General features: G+C 52.9%; 16 protein-coding genes. 11 read left to right on the top strand and 5 right to left on the bottom strand.

Annotated elements, in window-relative coordinates; translation table 11 throughout:
• Nucleotides 1-133 precede the first annotated feature (133 nt).
• The gene (locus ACS18Q_RS21500; RefSeq protein ID WP_432581966.1) at nucleotides 134-1,030 is read left to right on the top strand and encodes a LysR substrate-binding domain-containing protein; all 897 of its coding nucleotides are present in this window, start codon (nucleotides 134-136) and stop codon (nucleotides 1,028-1,030) included.
• Nucleotides 1,031-1,145: 115 nt separating this feature from the next.
• The gene (locus ACS18Q_RS21505) at nucleotides 1,146-1,757 is read left to right on the top strand and encodes an outer membrane beta-barrel protein (RefSeq protein WP_014257772.1); all 612 of its coding nucleotides are present in this window, start codon (nucleotides 1,146-1,148) and stop codon (nucleotides 1,755-1,757) included.
• Here ACS18Q_RS21505 and ACS18Q_RS21510 read toward each other — a convergent pair.
• Nucleotides 1,754-2,089: a DUF134 domain-containing protein gene (locus tag ACS18Q_RS21510; RefSeq protein ID WP_014257773.1), complete on the bottom strand. Its 336-nt coding sequence runs from the start codon at nucleotides 2,087-2,089 to the stop codon at nucleotides 1,754-1,756. The two genes, ACS18Q_RS21505 and ACS18Q_RS21510, sit on opposite strands and share 4 nt — an antisense overlap.
• Nucleotides 2,090-2,203: 114 nt before the next feature.
• Nucleotides 2,204-3,091: a LysR substrate-binding domain-containing protein gene (locus ACS18Q_RS21515; RefSeq protein WP_441257856.1), complete on the bottom strand. Its 888-nt coding sequence runs from the start codon at nucleotides 3,089-3,091 to the stop codon at nucleotides 2,204-2,206.
• 182 nt (nucleotides 3,092-3,273) lie between these two features.
• Here ACS18Q_RS21515 and hisC point away from each other — a divergent pair, with 182 nt between their 5' ends.
• The 7 genes from hisC to ACS18Q_RS21550 all read left to right on the top strand — a co-directional run bounded on the left by hisC (nucleotide 3,274) and on the right by ACS18Q_RS21550 (nucleotide 10,455).
• Complete coding sequence (gene hisC, locus ACS18Q_RS21520; protein ID WP_441257857.1) at nucleotides 3,274-4,347, top strand: histidinol-phosphate transaminase; 1,074 nt, start codon at nucleotides 3,274-3,276, stop codon at nucleotides 4,345-4,347.
• Nucleotides 4,348-4,370: 23 nt separating this feature from the next.
• Nucleotides 4,371-5,144 (top strand): ABC transporter substrate-binding protein, encoded by a 774-nt coding sequence (locus tag ACS18Q_RS21525; RefSeq protein WP_004727512.1) that lies wholly within the window; start codon nucleotides 4,371-4,373, stop codon nucleotides 5,142-5,144.
• Nucleotides 5,145-5,366: 222 nt separating this feature from the next.
• The gene (gene slyA / locus ACS18Q_RS21530; protein ID WP_004727511.1) at nucleotides 5,367-5,837 is read left to right on the top strand and encodes a transcriptional regulator SlyA; all 471 of its coding nucleotides are present in this window, start codon (nucleotides 5,367-5,369) and stop codon (nucleotides 5,835-5,837) included.
• Nucleotides 5,838-5,857: 20 nt separating this feature from the next.
• Nucleotides 5,858-6,916: an HlyD family secretion protein gene (locus ACS18Q_RS21535; RefSeq protein ID WP_238773455.1), complete on the top strand. Its 1,059-nt coding sequence runs from the start codon at nucleotides 5,858-5,860 to the stop codon at nucleotides 6,914-6,916.
• 12 nt (nucleotides 6,917-6,928) lie between these two features.
• Nucleotides 6,929-7,972, top strand: coding sequence for a DUF2955 domain-containing protein (locus ACS18Q_RS21540; protein ID WP_038151833.1), 1,044 nt, complete (start codon nucleotides 6,929-6,931; stop codon nucleotides 7,970-7,972).
• A gap of 115 nt (nucleotides 7,973-8,087) precedes the next feature.
• A complete protein-coding gene (locus tag ACS18Q_RS21545; RefSeq protein ID WP_441257858.1) occupies nucleotides 8,088-9,401 on the top strand; it encodes an alpha/beta fold hydrolase in 1,314 nt (437 codons plus the stop codon).
• A 160-nt stretch (nucleotides 9,402-9,561) separates the two neighbouring features.
• Nucleotides 9,562-10,455, top strand: a complete 894-nt coding sequence (locus ACS18Q_RS21550; protein WP_441257859.1) for a DMT family transporter — start codon at nucleotides 9,562-9,564, stop codon at nucleotides 10,453-10,455.
• A gap of 98 nt (nucleotides 10,456-10,553) precedes the next feature.
• Here the strand turns inward: ACS18Q_RS21550 and ACS18Q_RS21555 are convergent, their stop codons facing one another.
• The gene (locus ACS18Q_RS21555) at nucleotides 10,554-11,444 is read right to left on the bottom strand and encodes a helix-turn-helix domain-containing protein (RefSeq protein WP_238820670.1); all 891 of its coding nucleotides are present in this window, start codon (nucleotides 11,442-11,444) and stop codon (nucleotides 10,554-10,556) included.
• Between the two features lie 731 nt (nucleotides 11,445-12,175).
• Here ACS18Q_RS21555 and ACS18Q_RS21560 point away from each other — a divergent pair.
• A complete protein-coding gene (locus ACS18Q_RS21560; protein WP_004727504.1) occupies nucleotides 12,176-13,474 on the top strand; it encodes a dicarboxylate/amino acid:cation symporter in 1,299 nt (432 codons plus the stop codon).
• Between the two features lie 136 nt (nucleotides 13,475-13,610).
• Nucleotides 13,611-15,053, top strand: a complete 1,443-nt coding sequence (gene nhaD / locus ACS18Q_RS21565; RefSeq protein ID WP_238773449.1) for a sodium:proton antiporter NhaD — start codon at nucleotides 13,611-13,613, stop codon at nucleotides 15,051-15,053.
• A gap of 8 nt (nucleotides 15,054-15,061) precedes the next feature.
• Here nhaD and ACS18Q_RS21570 read toward each other — a convergent pair whose 3' ends face one another.
• Together ACS18Q_RS21570 and ACS18Q_RS21575 are read right to left on the bottom strand one after the other, a co-directional pair.
• The gene (locus ACS18Q_RS21570; RefSeq protein ID WP_441257860.1) at nucleotides 15,062-15,454 is read right to left on the bottom strand and encodes a hypothetical protein; all 393 of its coding nucleotides are present in this window, start codon (nucleotides 15,452-15,454) and stop codon (nucleotides 15,062-15,064) included.
• 23 nt (nucleotides 15,455-15,477) lie between these two features.
• Entirely contained in the window at nucleotides 15,478-15,951 is a 474-nt protein-coding gene (locus ACS18Q_RS21575; RefSeq protein ID WP_014257783.1) for a methylated-DNA--[protein]-cysteine S-methyltransferase, read from the bottom strand.
• Between the last annotated feature and the right edge of the window lies 1 nt (nucleotide 15,952).

The raw sequence follows: 15,952 nt of genomic DNA on the forward strand, positions 1-15,952 counted from the left end.
GGCAATCTCTCCAAAAAATCGTTTCAATCGCCAGTGCCCTCACTGGCTCGTTGCGATATAGACAATATACCTATCCACTAAACTATGATAAAACCCGTTATCATTGCGTCATTATCAACGGAGCGTTGTTAATATGGATAAGATCAGCGCCATGCGTGCATTTACCACGGTGGTCAGCGAAGGCAACTTTGTCAAAGCCGCCGAACGGTTGGATTTGTCGCCACAGTTGGTGAGCAAATACGTCGCACAACTTGAAGATGCGCTCAAAGTGCGGCTACTCAATCGCACCACACGGCGCGTGAATCTGACCGAAGCCGGTCAAGCCTATTTCGAGCGCTGCCAGCAGGTGTTGCAAGACATTGACGACATGGAAAATGCGTTGTCGAACTTGCAGAGTCAAGTGTCGGGCACGCTACGCGTCAGCGCGCCGATGTCGTTTGGGGTGCACCATTTATCCAAACCGGTCGCCCTGTTTCAAGATCGCTATCCCGACGTGAAGGTGGAATTGCTGCTCACCGATCGCAAAGTGGATTTGCTCGATGAAGGAGTCGATATTGCACTGCGCATTGGGCACCTCAAAGACTCCGCGCTAGTCGCCAAAAAAATCACGCCGATTCATTTGTCGATCTGCGCCGCGCCGCACTACTGGCAACAGCATGGCCGCCCCACGCAGTTTGAAGCGCTGAGCCAACTCAACTATTTACGGTTTACCTATTCAGACCCGCGCGCTTGGTTTCGTGACTGGCCCAAACACGTCTCGATTCATGACTTTGCCAGTGATTTTTCCAGCAATAACGGCGATGTGATCGTCAATGCGGCGCTTCTGGGGCGCGGCTACGCCATTCAACCGACGTTTTTGACGGGCGCCGCCATCAAGCGCGGTGACTTGGAAGTGCTCTCTGCATTCGCGCTCGAACCCCTTGGGTTGTACGCCCTCTATAGCCATCGCGAGTTTCTCGCCTCCAAAGTGCGCCACTTTATTGATTTTCTCTCGCACTATTATGGCGACGTGCCGTATTGGGATCGATAGTGGCGCCATTGACACCGTGACGCGGCTGCAGTTGCGGATCAATAGCTAGGAATGATTTGAAATCAGCGGGTTCAAGGATTATAACAGAGCAAAACCATGAGCCATGAACCCTCTTATGAGAAAGTCTTCCATCATCACCTTGATCGCCAGCGCCGGATTGCTGCTGCCGAATGTCGCCTCAGCCTACGGAATGGGCCCTCGCGGCGGCCCAATGGGCACGCCATTGATGCTGTATGGCCGCCCTTATGTGGGCATGAGCTTTAACTTTGCGAATGTGGATATTGAGGTCGAAAACAGCAGCGGCAACCGCCAATCGTTCAACGTCGATAACAACAGTTTGGCTGGGGCAATCTTTGGCTTGCGCGTCACACCAAACGTCGCGTTTGAACTGCGCGCGTATGGCAATGCCTCGGAAGGGGATTATCAAGGTCAGCGCGTATCCATCGACTATTACTACGGCGCATTTACGAAGTTTATCGTGCCATTTAACCCGATGTTTGAAGCGTATGCGCTGATGGGCTTTGGCAACCAAAAACTGACGGTCTTGGATTACAGTGACAGCGATACCGATATGGCCTATGGCCTTGGTGCGTCACTGAGTTTAGGCGCGCCCATTGAAGTGCAGTTGGAATGGATGAAAACCATGAACGACAATTTTCAGCAGGGCGACTACCGCGTCGATGTCGACGAAACCAATATTCACCTGAACTTGGTGTTCAGCTTCTAATCCTTCAGTCGTCGCTGTTCAACCGGCGACGACGCATTCGCCTCGGGCGCTGCGCTGGCCTCACTCATCACCAGCGCCTTACCATGAAGCAAGCAATCCGACACTTTGCGCCGCGCAGCTTTGACTAAATTCGCCAACGTTTGGCGAGACACTCCCATTTCCACCGCAGCCACCTGCTGCTGCATGCCTTGGTAATCCACCAGCCGTAGCGCTTCAAATTCATCCGCCTGCAAGGTGATGGTGTCGAGTTGAGACATCGGAATGCCATTAGGTTTAAAGCAGCTTTGCGCGGGCGTCCCACAGATTTGTCGAGGAATTTTAGGCCGAGCCATGCAGGTTCCTTTCGTGCCGTTCAAATAACAAGTCGCCCTATTGTGGCGCAATTTGTTGGAAACGCAACGCCGCCGCGTGGCTGGCGACCCGCGACCCGTTCACCGAATCCGCATTTAGTCGACGCGCTGCGCCTGATACCCCGCGACCAACCAGTACTGCAATCGGTCCAACATCGGATTGTCGCTTTGCTTGGGAAACAGAAAATAGTAGCTGTGCCCCGAGAGCACAGTGTCGTCAAACGGCATGACCAAGCGCTTCATCGCCAAATCTTGCTCGGCCAACGTCACATCACCGACGGCAATACCAAAGCCTTGCTGCGCGGCGTTCATCGCCTGATCGAGCGTGGAAAAATGTTGGTTGAGTTTGCTAGTTAATCCGCGCTCGCCATGGTGAGTCAGCCACAATTTCCAGTCACTCTGTTCGGCATTGGCGTGCAGCCAAGTCAGTTGTGTCAGTTGCTTCACCGATAAGTCACCGCCGTGACTTTGCAGCAGTTCCGGTCGACAAATGGGCGTTAACCGCTCTTCAAACAGCAGATGACTCACCACCGACGGCAGCTTGGGCACTTTCCCGTAGCTGATCACCGCATCGAACACATCGAAGTTGGGATCTGGGTGGTGCTTGATGGTTGAAGTGAGTTCGACATCAATGTCTGGATGCGCGTCCTGAAACGCCATCAATCGCGGCAGCAGCCAAGCAGTCACGCAGCTGGGTGCATTGAGTTTAATGGTGGACGGCGTGCTGGAGACGTCATCAATGGCCAAGCGCAAACGGTGCAAAATGTCTTCGGCATGCGGCACAAACTTGACGCCTTGCTGCGTCAGCGACAACCCGCGTGCATGACGAAAAAACAGCTTCACCCCCAACAACTCTTCTAACGCCAGAATCTGACGACTGATCGCCCCTTGCGTCAGGTTCAACGCGTCGGCAGCGCGCGTGAAATTAAGGTGTTCTGCGGTGGCGAGAAACGCCTGCAACGTTTTGGTGGAAGGAAGATGCATCGCGGCCCTTAGCTATGATTTTTTATCATGGCTAGTATGTGTTTATTTCGATTCTTTTTACAAACGCTTTTTGCTTGAATGAATCCATTGCTGATGAAATTGAAAATAAACGCAACACAAGTGCAATTATCAGCATAAAAAATCATTTACTGCGACTAAATAACAGCAGAACGAGGTCACACATGTCTTCCATTGCATCGACACTGGCACCTGAGGCCATAAAAAAATTAATACCTTACCAATCGGCACGCCGCATTGGTGGAGCCGGCCGCGTGTGGCTGAATGCCAACGAACTCGAGAGCGCCATTCACTACGGTCGCCACGAACAAAACTACAACCGCTACCCCGATTTTCTGCCGCACGATGTGGCCAGCGCCTATCAGCGCTATTGCCAAGTGACTACCCCCGTGATGGCGGTGCGCGGCGCGGATGAAGCGATTGATTTGCTGATCCGCACTTTCTGTCAGCCGGGCAAAGATAAAATTGTCGTCTGCTCACCCACATACGCCATGTACGAATTCTGCGCCGACGCGCTGGCGATTGAAACGCTGCATGTACCATTGATGGGAGATAACTTCGCGCTCGATACGCACGGGGTGATTGCTGCGGCCAAAGACGCCAATGTGGTGTTCCTTTGCTCACCCAATAATCCAACTGGCAACCCGCTGGCTACCGACGCGATCATTGAAGTACTTGAGGGCACCCGCCACGACGCGTTGGTGGTGGTCGATGAAGCCTACATTGAATTTGAACTCGATCAGAGCGTGGCCTCGTTGATTGCCAAGTACCCCAATTTGGTGGTGATTCGTACCCTGTCCAAAGCCTTTGGTCTTGCCGCCGTGCGCTGCGGGTTTATCCTCGCCGATGCCAGCGTGATGGAGTACGTCGCCAAGCTGATCCCGCCGTACCCGATGCCCGATTCCAGCGCCACGATTGTTTTGGAGGCGTTATCAGAAGCCGGATTAAACCAAGTTCGCCACATGACGCAGCAGCTCATCGAGACTCGTCAATGGTTTATCGGCGAACTGCAAACGCTGGATTTCATCCACAAGATTTACCCCTCGTCCACCAACTTCGTGCTACTGCGTGCGCACCCCAATGACGATCTGTTTGCGTATCTGCTGCAGCACGGTATTGTGACTCGTAATCAAAGTCATGATCCGGCGCTGAGAGACTGCGTGCGCATCACCATTGGGTGCCGAACGAGCATGCAAGAAGTGGTTGATGTGCTCCGTCGTTACCCGTCGCAATCATAGCTGTCTAGAAAAGGAATTTGATCATGAAAAAACTTGCTGTTGGCCTGGCGTGTGTCGCCACTTTGTTCTGCACCGCGGTTTCTGCAAAAGAAGTTCGTCTGGCGTCCGACTTTACCTACCCCCCATTCAACTACAAAAACAGCGCCGGTGAACCGGTGGGGTTTGACATCGAAATCGCCGATGCGTTGTGTCAAGAAGCCAAACTGGATTGTACTTGGGTTGCACAAAGCTGGGATGCTTTGATCCCCAGCTTGCTGGCGCGAAAATCCGACGTGATCATGGCGTCGATGCGCATCACCGATGATCGCAAAAAGAAAGTGCTGTTCACCCACAAGTACTACCAAACGCCAGCGCGTTTCGTCACACGCAAGAGCGCCGATTTCACGTTGGATAAAGCGGGCCTGACCGGCAAAGTGATTGGCGTGCAACAAGGCACTATTCATGACCGCTACGTGACCGACAAATTTGGCGCCGTGGCCGACATTAAGCGCTACACCGGCCAAGATGAAGTGTACATCGACCTGCAAAACGGCCGCTTGGACGCCACGTTTGGCAACGCCGATCAACTCTCACTCGCTTTCCTCGATAAAGCCGATGGCCAAGACTTCGAATTCAAAGGCGACGCCGTGACCGACAAAGCCTACATTGGTGAAGGCACCGCACTGGCGCTGCGTAAGCAAGATCAAGCGCTGGCGGAGAAACTCAACCAAGCGATTGAAACCATTCGTGCCAACGGCACTTACGACAAAATCGCCGCCAAATACTTCAGCTTTGATATTTACGGCGAGAACCTGTAAATCACACACTTGTTGCGGCCACGGCCGATGGTAGCGAGCTTCGCGCCAACGAAAACCACACTCCAAGCCTTAGCCACGCGGTCCTGCGTGGCTTTTTTTTGTGCGCTTATCAGCGGCTTTCTCATCAAATTAGAAATTTTACTGTGATTTGTATCACATTGCATTTACTTAGCGTGCTAACTAATCTATATTACTTAGCACGCTAAGTATTTAGGACGCATTATGATTCAAGACATCAACAGCCTTTACGAGTTAACGCTGGCCGAAAAACTCGCCCGTGTATCGCGTTTGTGGAAGATGGTGGCTGATCGCGAGCTGGCGCCTTTGGGCCTCACGCACCCTCGCTGGACAGCCCTATGGAAGCTACAACGCCTCGGCGACAACATCAGTCAGAAGCACCTTGCTGAAGCGCTGGAGATCGAATTGGCCTCATTGATGCGCACGCTCAACCAACTCGAAGAGCAATCCCTGATCACACGACACTGCTGCAGTAGCGATAAACGCGCACGCATTGTCAGTTTGACCGAGCAAGGCCGTTCCATGATCAAGCTCATGGAGACGCGTATTCTACAGGTTCGTCGCCAATTGCTGAGCCACATCAACGATGAAGAGCTGCTCAAGCTGGGTCAAGTCCTTGAACAGATTGCCAACAACGCCCTCGAATCACTTAGTGATAAGTCAGATAACCTTTAATCGAAGAGAAATAATCCCCCATGACACCCGATCAGAAATTCGCACGCTGGATCAAATATTCCAGCTTCGTGTTTGTCTTCGTCTTTGCTTATTTTCTCGTGGCCGACCTTGCGATGCCGCTCACGCCGCAAGCCATGGCGACCCGCGTGGTCACCAAAGTCTCACCACGCGTTAGCGGACAGATTTCAGAAATTTACGTCAACAACAACCAAGCGGTTCATAAAGGTGACGTACTGTTTCAAATCGATCCAGCGCCTTACCAGCTCGCGGTCGAACAAGCACAACTCAATTTAGAACGCACCATGCAGAGCAACGATCAGCTCGATGCATCGATTGTGGCTGCGCAAGCAGACGTGACCGCTGCGGTGATTGTGTCGGACCAGAAAACACGCGAATACAACCGTTTAAATACCCTATTTAATCGCAACGGCACCTCGCAACAGCTGCGCGATGATGCGCAAAGTGCGGCAACGGCAGCGAAAGCCAATTTGGCGGCGGCGCGTGCCCGTTTGAAAGAGCTGCAAGTCAGCCGCGGCAATACCGACAGTTCAAACGTCAGCATTCGCGTGGCACAAAACCAGTTGGACCAAGCCACGCTCAACCTCTCTTACACCAAAGTGATGGCTGAAAATGATGGCGTGGTGACCAACCTGCAACTAGAAGCAGGCACCTATGCGGCGGCAGGCAGCCCGCTGATCGCGCTGGTGGATAACCAAGTCGATGTGATTGCCGATTTCCGTGAGAAAAGTTTGCGCCACCTCAACACCGAAAGCGACGCGCTGATTGCGTTTGACAGCAAACCGGGCCAAGTGTTTGAAGCTCGCGTGAGCAGTGTGGATGCAGGGGTCAGTTCGGGTCAGTTCGATGCCAACGGCTTGCTGGCCTCACCCACCTCTTCTACACGTTGGGTGCGCGACGCACAGCGCATGCGCCTGCATTTAGCGTTGCACGATGAGCAGCTGCAAAAACTGCCTGCGGGCGCACGTGCTACCGTGCAACTGCTGCCAGAAAACAGCGTGTTTAAACTGCTGGCGAAACTTCAGATTCGCTTTCTGAGTGCGCTGCACTACATCTACTAAGCAGGGGGTGGCATGAAATTATGGGACCATCCTATGTCGGACAACGATCTCCGACAATGTCTGCGGATTGCCACCGGCGCCACACTGGGGTTCACCTTCAATAAATTGATGGGGTGGAACTACGGTGTGTTTTATACCGTGACACCGATGCTGCTGTTGGGCATGGTGCCCGTCATGAGCGCCCACGCCGCGCGTCAACTGCTGGCTGCGGCGGTCGTGTGTGGCTTGGAAGTGGGGATTCTGGGGGGGCTTTTTGGCTCGCACCCCGGCATGATGACGCTCATCGCCTTCTTTCTGTTTCTGTATAAATTTGCCTGTATGTCAAAGGGCAGCCTGTTTCTGTTTGGCGCCAACAGCGTCATCAGTCTCAGTATCATGCTGCACTTTGCCAGTTATCCGACCACGGATCTCAACGAGCTGATTTTTGGTAACTTTTACGCCAACATTCTTTCGGTGATGATCGCGTATCTGATGACGTTTTTGATTCCTGATACTGAACCGCGCCAACCGCCGCCACGTCCGGCGACGCCAAAACAGTCGCATCGCATGCGCCATGAAGCCCTGATGGGCGCGAGCATCACCACGCTGTCGTTTGTGGTGTTTCAGGTGTTCGATTTGAGTGATTCGCTGTCGGCGCAAGCCACCACTATTTTGCTGTTGTTTCCGATGCATTGGAACGGCGCGATGGGGTACGCACGCAAGCGCGGCATGGGCACCATTCTTGGTGTGACCTTTGGATTGGCAGGGCAATTGCTGCTCTACGATTGGTCGGACTTACTGCTGTTTGTGGTGCCGTTGTTGTGGTTGGGATCGATGTTGTTCAGCTACATGCACGTCAAAGAATCGAGCGGTTCAGGTGCCGGTTTTGGTGGCTTAACCACGTTGGGGATATTGTTTGGTCAGTACCTCAGCCCCGGCGGCGACTTGGTATACAGCGCTTTGTATCGCGTCAGTAGCATTTTCTTTGCCATCGTGGTCACGCTGATGATCACCTATTTGATCCACCGCATTCTCAACAGCTTTGAATCGACTCGTTTCGGGCCGATTGAAGGCTAAGCAACACCCCCATGATGCTCTGCGGCAATAATTGCAGAGCGTCATATCTCCCTCCTTCGCCTTGTGCTATCGTCTGCCTCACTCACACAATGACTCACAAGGAAATCAGTCAGTCATGATGCATTCCCAGCAAAGCTTCGTTGAAGCGGGCGTTCGTTACACGCCGTACACCTTCTCTGTGCCGTTGAATTATCAGCAACCGAATGGCGACACTCTCACCGTCTTTGCCCGCGCCGTCACGGCCGCTGATGGCCACGATGAGCACAAGCCTTGGTTGGTTTATTTTCAAGGCGGACCCGGCTTTCCGGCACCACGAGCCAGCGCCAGTAGCGGCTGGATGAAACGCGCGCTGCAACAGTTTCGTGTTCTGCTGCTAGACCAACGCGGTACCGGCCAAAGCAGTGTGATCACCCACTACACACTGGCGGGTCAAACGCCGCAACAACAAGCCGAGTACCTGAGTCATTTTCGCGCCGATAACATCGTACGTGACGCCGAATTCATTCGTCAGCAATGGGGAATTGATCGCTGGGCAATCCTCGGGCAAAGCTTTGGTGGCTTCTGTTCACTCACTTATTTATCGCTGTTTCCAAACAGCTTGCTGCGCAGCTACATCACCGGCGGTGTGCCATCGCTGTCGCGTCATCCCGACGATGTCTACCGCGCCACCTTCCAGCGCACGCTGGACAAAAACGCCGCGTTCTTTCGCCAATTTCCCCACGCGCAAGCGATGTGTCAGCGGATTGCCGATCACTTACTGACAAATGATGTTCGCCTACCAAACTGTCAGCGTTTTACCGTCGAGCAGTTCCAGCAAATCGGCATTCATTTCGGCATGAGCGATGCGTTTTTGCCAACCTACTTTACGCTGGAAAACGCCTTGATTGAGGTCGAGGGCAAAGAAACGCTGCGCTACGAATTTTTGCAACACATGATGATGGACCAAGGGTTTCAAACCAATCCGATTTACGCCATTTTGCACGAAGCGATCTACTGCCAGGGCTTTGCGTCGCAATGGTCGGCTCATCGCATGCGGGATGCGTTTCCTGAGTTTCACTACCAACCGGGGCAAGCGTTCCTGTTTACAGGTGAGATGGTGTTCCCGTGGATGTTCGATCAATATACGCAGTTGCAGCCGTTAAACGATGCGGCACATTTACTGGCCGCAAAAGACGATTGGCCCGCGCTGTACGATGCCAAGGTGCTGGCACAAAACAGCGTGCCGGTGAGCTGCGCGGTCTATGCCGACGACATGTTTGTTGAGATGGACATCAGCCGTGAAACCCTCCGACACATCCCCAACAGCCAAGCGTGGATCACCAACCAATATGAACACAACGGCCTACGCGTCGACGGGGAACACATTCTGGATACGCTGATCGCCATGGGCGAACAGACAGCGGCGAACTTAGGCCAGCCGTTGCTATAACGCGTTCTGTTCGTCTTTGCCTCTCACCGCAGGCTTCGGCCTGCGGTGAGAGGCAACATCGATTCAAACTAGCCATTTCCGGCACTGTTATCTTTTTAGCCATTGACCTACATTGGCCCCTGCTTCACAGTAGCGTTTCCAGACACAACAAGGATTCGTCATGCCTGTCGCCAGCTTTTTACAACTGCTTGGATTGGCCGCCATTTGGGGTGGCTCATTTCTCTTTTTACGCCTCGCTGCGCACAGCTTTGGCCCAGCATATTTAATTGAAGCGCGCGTCGGATTTGCCGCGCTGAGTCTGCTGCTGATTGGCATCTATTTAAAAAAATCACTGCCGTTTCGCCAACACTGGCGCCACTTTATGATACTAGGCCTGTTTAACAGCGCGCTCCCCTTTCTGCTCTTTGCTTATGCAGCGCAGGTGCTCAACGTCTCGACTTTATCGATTTTGAACTCCACCGCGCCGATTTGGGGCGCAGTGATTGGCTATGTGTGGCACAAAACGCCGCTCAGCCCAAAGGCCATCATCGGCTTGTTGGTTGGCGTACTTGGCGTGTCGGTGATTGTCGGGTTGGATCGTTCGCTCATGGGCGCTGAAACCGCCTTACCGATGGTCGCCGCCACGCTGGCTGCCTTTAGCTATGGCATTGCGACCAACTACACCAAAAACGCGCCGTCGATCTCATCATTTAACAACGCACACGGCAGCATGTGGGCGGCGGCGTTGTGGGTGCTTCCCCTACTCCCGTTGATGCCCATGCGCGCGGTGCCGAGCGGGGTCGAAATGCTATCCGTGGTGGCACTCGGCATCTTGTGTACAGGGTTAGCTTATCTGCTCTATTTCCGTTTGGTCAAAGACATCGGCCCATCGCCCACACTATCCGTCACCTTTTTAATTCCGGGATTTGGCATTTTGTGGGGTTACTTGGTGCTGGGGGAAACCATCGGACTCAATACGCTGCTGGGCACCGCACTGGTCTTGCTTGGCACCATGATGGTCACAGGCTTTTCCCCGTTGGCCCTGCTGCGCGCACGTCAGCCCGCCGCGTCGTAACCAACGGCTTCAGTCCTATTCATAAAACCGTCGGTCCTATCCAAAAAGCAGTCCGCTCTATCCAAAAAAATAATGCGAGACAAAAAAGACAACGGGGCCTAACGGTCCCGTTTGATGAGGTTGAGCTGTTTGAACCGCTGACGAAACTGACGCGGCGTCATCTGCTTATATTTGAGAAACAAGCGGTTAAAGTTGGCCTGATTGGTAAACCCCGCCTGCTCAGCCACCAGCGACACCGGAAAGTCGGTACGAATCAATAACGAGCACGCTTTACCAATGCGTACTTGCGTGATGTAGCGGTTGACACTTTGCCCCATCAACCGCTTAAAAAAGCGAATCAAGGTGCTTTCGCTCATCGCCACATCTTGCGCCAATTCAGGCAGAAATAGTGGCTCGGTGTAGTGGGCGTGAATGCGCTCCAACAGCTGAGACAACACACGTTGATCGCGTCCGTGCGTTTCCGCCAAGCGCATCCCGCCTTCCACACCTAACGTTTGTGGCGTGTCACATTCTGTAAGCGAAGCCAGCACACTGAGTAAAAGCGTGGAGCGTCGTGCGGGCGACGCGTTGTCCAATTGCTCAAACATCGGCAGCAGCGACAAAGCGAACGACGTGGGAAAGGCAACGCCATGGCGCGCCTGCTGAAACAAAGCATCGAGCGGGGCAAATTCAGGGAACGACCGCAGCAGGTTATCCACCCACGCTTGGTCGAACCACAACACGTACACCTTTTGCGGCAGCGTGGGATCCAAGTGCCATTGCGATTGCCAAGTATGGGGAATGTTGGGGCCGACTAAGGTTAAATCGCCATGCTCATATTTGCTGATATTGTCGCCAATGTAGCGTTCACCGGCACTGTTGAGGGTCAGCGTCAGTTCATACTCGGGATGGAAGTGCCACCCAAACGGAATGGTATCGAGTTCGCGAATCAGCAATCGCCACGAACTGTCATCCCGATATTCCACTTTTTCAAACTGGGCACGCATCATTTTTCCACCAACGCCAATCGACCACGACCGTCGTGCTCTGCAATACAGTCGTGTCCTGTCATACAATCGTTTCCTGCAATAGAGCTGTCGTGTTCGACAATATCACCGTTCTCTACAATTCTGACGTCATCAAGACTTCATATTGATGGAATAGTATTATTTTTTGCCAAAATTGCATCACCCATTTAGCGGCAAATTGCCAAACTGTGATCAGGCGAAATCGTGTATGCTCCTGATATTTCACCCCCACCCCCGAAATTCCATGCACGATTTCGCTTTCATCGTATCCCTTTCCTCGTATCCCTTTCCTCGTATGCCTCTCATCAACGTCGCGCTCGGTCGTTCTGATGTACGTGAAGGCATATCCAAACCATTCACCCCATCAATGCCAGAAAATACGCAAGTGCAATCTTATGCACAAAAAGGCAGAAACTCGACTAAATATGCGCCTAATTTTTGGGAAGTAAAGGAGAAAAACCCTCGAATTATCAATGCATGAGAATCGTGAACATTGTTGCATCGCTAACGCTATATGTTACCAATTCACGAACAACTGAATTAAATCACTATTAATTTGTTATTTTTTAGTTAAAAACACCCAACAAATAGTGAGCAAGATCACACCAATGAATAGGTATTGTGAATTTACTTTTTTATTTTGGATGACGCCTGCTAACCTGCCGCTCGCTTTGAAATGATGTCGAAGTGCATAAATATAAGGAGTGTTCAAGATGAATACCAAGAAACCGATGTCGCTCACCAGCCGCGTAATTTTAGGCATGGTAGCCGGTATCTTGACAGGGTTTGCACTGCGCACCCTGTTTGCGGACAACGGATTTGTGGACGCATATATCGTTAATGGATTATTCGAAGTCGGCGGCAAGATCTTCATTGCCAGCCTGAAAATGCTTGTTGTCCCACTGGTGTTTGTATCTCTAGTGTGCGGTACAAGTTCACTGAAAGACCTTTCTACACTGGGCCGCATGGGCGGTAAAACACTCGCGTTTTACATCACCACCACCGCGATTGCGATCACGCTGGCACTGACCATGGGCACCATTTTCCAACCGGGCGCCGGAGCCGATCTCACAGCAGCCACCGGGTTTACATCTGCAGAAGCCCCTTCGCTGGGTAAAGTGCTGATCGACATGTTCCCGACCAACCCAATCAATGCCATGGCAGAAGGTAAAACCCTGCAGGTGATTGTATTTGCGGTACTGTTTGGGATTGCAATCAGCGCAGCCGGGAAACCGGGCGAGCGCATCGCGGCCGTGTTCAATGATCTCAACGACGTGATCATGAAGCTGGTTGCCATGCTGATGCATGTGGCGCCATACGGCGTATTCTTCCTGATGGCGAAACTGTTCACCGGCCTGGGTCTGAGTGCAATTTTGAATCTGGCAGAGTACTTTGTGGTGCTGGCGGCAACGCTGCTGATCCACGGATTGGTAACGTATAGCGTGATGCTGAAGAGCTTTGCGGGCCTGAGCCCAATCACCTTCTTCCGTAAAATGGAAGATGCGATCATGTTTGCGTTCTCAACCGCCTCATCCAACGCCACCATTCCAGTGACCATGGAAACGGCGAAAAACCGTTTTGGTGTCGACAACAAAGTGGCGTCATTCACCATCCCGCTGGGCGCGACCGTCAACATGGACGGCACCGCAATCATGCAAGGTGTGGCGACTGCGTTTATCGCGCAGGCGTTTAACATCGACCTGTCGATGGGGGACTACCTGACGGTGATCCTGACCGCGACACTGGCGTCCATTGGGACGGCAGGTGTTCCGGGTGTTGGCTTGGTGATGCTGGCGATGGTACTGAACCAAGTGGGTCTGCCACTGGAAGGGATCGCGCTCATCATGGGGGTTGACCGTCTGCTGGATATGATTCGTACTGCGGTCAACATCACCGGTGACAGTTGTGTGACGTGTATTGTGGCCAAGTCGGAAAATGCGCTGGATGAAGCCCGTTTTAACGACCCAATGGCTGGCGCGAAAGAAGAAGAAGTACATCTGAAACGCGCCTAACACGACCGTGTTGACAAACCCCGGCTTGCCGGGGTTTTTTATTATCTGGCATTCCGTCAGATTCGATACACCTCACACCTAACGGGCGAAATTGGTTCTAAAATTTGTGTAATTTCCGTCAGTTGGAGCGCAGATTATGAAGCGAGTTTGGCTAGGCCTGATCCTTTGTTTGTCCCTGTTTTCCTCGTTCTGTTTTGCCTCGACTGCGCCGCAATCGCCCTTACCCCTCACGCAATCGGTCATCGGCTACTTCGCGTTGCTGCTGTTTGGCCTAGCCTACACCTTGGTGATGCTCGAAGAGTACCTCCAACTGAGAAAATCCAAACCCGTGCTACTGGCGGCGGGGCTGATCTGGGCCATGATTGGCTACGTGTACCAACAACACGGTATGGCCGACATCGCCCGCGAGGCGCTGGAATACAACCTGTTGGAATATGCCGAACTGCTGCTATTTTTGCTGGTCGCGATGACCTACATCAGCGCGATGGAAGAACGGCGCTTGTTTGATGCCCTGCAAGCGTGGATGATTGGCAAAGGCTTCAATTTTCGCTCGCTGTTTTGGATCACTGGCCTGCTGGCGTTTTTCATCTCCCCCATCGCCGATAACCTGACCACCGCGCTGTTGATGTGTGCGGTGGTGATGAAAGTCGGCGGCAAACACAGCCGCTTTGTGAATTTAGCGTGTATCAACATCGTGATTGCCGCCAACGCCGGGGGCGCGTTCAGCCCGTTTGGCGACATCACCACGTTGATGGTCTGGCAGGCCGGTCACGTCTCGTTTATGCAGTTTATGGACTTGTTCCTCCCCGCCGTCGCCAATTACCTCGTACCGGCGCTGGTGATGTCGCTGTTTCTGCCCACCGAACAACCGGATGTCATGCATGAACATGTCGAGCTCAAACGCGGCGCGCGGCGCATTGTGTTGCTGTTTGTACTCACTATTCTCACGGCGGTCAGTTTCCACGCCTTGTTCCACTTCCCACCGGTCATGGGCATGATGATGGGCCTCGCCTACCTGCAATTTTTTGGCTATTTCCTGCGTAAAACATTGGCCCGTTCTCTGGCGAAGAAAACCGCGCTGGCCATCGCCAACCATGATGAAGCGGCGTTGCGGCGCATCGGCTCCGTGGTGCCTTTTGACGTTTTTCGCCGCATATCCCATGCAGAATGGGACACGTTACTCTTCTTTTACGGGGTGGTGATGTGTGTGGGCGGCTTGAGTTTACTCGGTTATTTGGGGCTGATTTCGCAAGTGATGTACGCGCAGTGGGATCCGATGTGGGCCAACATCATGGTCGGCATTCTCTCTTCCATTGTCGATAATATTCCGGTGATGTTTGCTGTCTTAACCATGGAACCATCGATGTCGATTGGGAACTGGTTGTTGGTGACACTCACCGCGGGGGTCGGTGGCAGCTTGTTGTCGATTGGTTCGGCGGCAGGTGTGGCGTTGATGGGCGCCTCTCATGGCAAATACACCTTCTTTGGTCATTTGAAATGGACGCCCGTGATCCTACTGGGGTATGTGGTGAGTATCGCCATTCATCTGTCCCTGAATCAGGCATTGTTTGCCTCGTAAACAGTGGCTTAAGGCGACGCCGTGGCCGCATTTTGTGGCGCGGCGTTTTGGCGCACCCACACATTACTGAGATGAAGACGGGCGCAGGCGCTGCACGTGAGCACCTCTCCCCCGCCATGAATGCGCATCACCAAATCATCACGTTTCTCGCGCGAGCTTTGACGCACACGAATATTTAATAAGCTATCTTCGACCTGAAAGGTGTGCTGCCACTGCGGCTCATCCCCCTGTTGATGAATCGAGACGCGTCCTTCCTTAAATACCAACAGCTGTTGGTCGTACTGATTATCGTACGTTCCTTCAAAGGCTAAGGTTTCTCTGTTAGCCAAACGCTCCAAATCTTCCTGACTGCAACCGGACACTGTCGCGGCGACCGCCAGACAAAGGAGGGGAGCGTGCAAACATTGGATCGACATATTCTGAATTATCTTTCTCGTTCAAGTGCCAGTAAGCGGGCTTTGCGTTCAACGCCCCCCGCATACCCGGTGAGTTTGCCGTTTTTACCGATCACGCGATGACACGGCACGATGATCGACAGCGGATTTTTGCCATTGGCCAACCCCACCGCCCGTACCGCTTTGGGATTGCCAATCGCTTCGGCAAGTTGCAGGTAGCTCCAGGTTTCACCGTAAGGAATGGTGCGCAGCGCTTGCCATACTGAGCACTGAAACGCCGTTCCCGTCGCGGCCAGCGGCAGATCAAATGTGTGGCGCTGCCCGGCGAAATATTCGGCTAACTGATTGATCGCCATGACAAGTATAGGACAATTTTCACTATATTGACCCAACTCATTTGGCAAAGTGGTTTCCGTTTCAAACCACGCGCCCAACAGGCCCTTCGCGTTGGCTTGTAACGTCATTTGGCCCAGCGGGCTGTCGAAGTAGGTAAACTGATTCATG

The organism is Vibrio sp. Vf1514, from assembly GCF_052076135.1.
GTDB lineage: Bacteria > Pseudomonadota > Gammaproteobacteria > Enterobacterales > Vibrionaceae > Vibrio > Vibrio furnissii.

What these genes read in the sequence shown, in the direction of transcription:
- ACS18Q_RS21555 (WP_238820670.1), bottom strand. Translation starts at nt 11,444, where the DNA reads ATGATGCGTGCCCAGTTTGAAAAAGTGGAATATCGGGATGACAGTTCG.
- ACS18Q_RS21560 (WP_004727504.1), top strand. Translation starts at nt 12,176, where the DNA reads ATGAATACCAAGAAACCGATGTCGCTCACCAGCCGCGTAATTTTAGGC.
- ACS18Q_RS21575 (WP_014257783.1), bottom strand. Translation starts at nt 15,951, where the DNA reads ATGAATCAGTTTACCTACTTCGACAGCCCGCTGGGCCAAATGACGTTA.
- ACS18Q_RS21510 (WP_014257773.1), bottom strand. Translation starts at nt 2,089, where the DNA reads ATGGCTCGGCCTAAAATTCCTCGACAAATCTGTGGGACGCCCGCGCAA.
- ACS18Q_RS21550 (WP_441257859.1), top strand. Translation starts at nt 9,562, where the DNA reads ATGCCTGTCGCCAGCTTTTTACAACTGCTTGGATTGGCCGCCATTTGG.
- ACS18Q_RS21515 (WP_441257856.1), bottom strand. Translation starts at nt 3,091, where the DNA reads ATGCATCTTCCTTCCACCAAAACGTTGCAGGCGTTTCTCGCCACCGCA.
- nhaD (WP_238773449.1), top strand. Translation starts at nt 13,611, where the DNA reads ATGAAGCGAGTTTGGCTAGGCCTGATCCTTTGTTTGTCCCTGTTTTCC.
- ACS18Q_RS21535 (WP_238773455.1), top strand. Translation starts at nt 5,858, where the DNA reads ATGACACCCGATCAGAAATTCGCACGCTGGATCAAATATTCCAGCTTC.
- ACS18Q_RS21540 (WP_038151833.1), top strand. Translation starts at nt 6,929, where the DNA reads ATGAAATTATGGGACCATCCTATGTCGGACAACGATCTCCGACAATGT.
- ACS18Q_RS21545 (WP_441257858.1), top strand. Translation starts at nt 8,088, where the DNA reads ATGATGCATTCCCAGCAAAGCTTCGTTGAAGCGGGCGTTCGTTACACG.
- ACS18Q_RS21500 (WP_432581966.1), top strand. Translation starts at nt 134, where the DNA reads ATGGATAAGATCAGCGCCATGCGTGCATTTACCACGGTGGTCAGCGAA.
- hisC (WP_441257857.1), top strand. Translation starts at nt 3,274, where the DNA reads ATGTCTTCCATTGCATCGACACTGGCACCTGAGGCCATAAAAAAATTA.
- ACS18Q_RS21525 (WP_004727512.1), top strand. Translation starts at nt 4,371, where the DNA reads ATGAAAAAACTTGCTGTTGGCCTGGCGTGTGTCGCCACTTTGTTCTGC.
- ACS18Q_RS21505 (WP_014257772.1), top strand. Translation starts at nt 1,146, where the DNA reads ATGAGAAAGTCTTCCATCATCACCTTGATCGCCAGCGCCGGATTGCTG.
- slyA (WP_004727511.1), top strand. Translation starts at nt 5,367, where the DNA reads ATGATTCAAGACATCAACAGCCTTTACGAGTTAACGCTGGCCGAAAAA.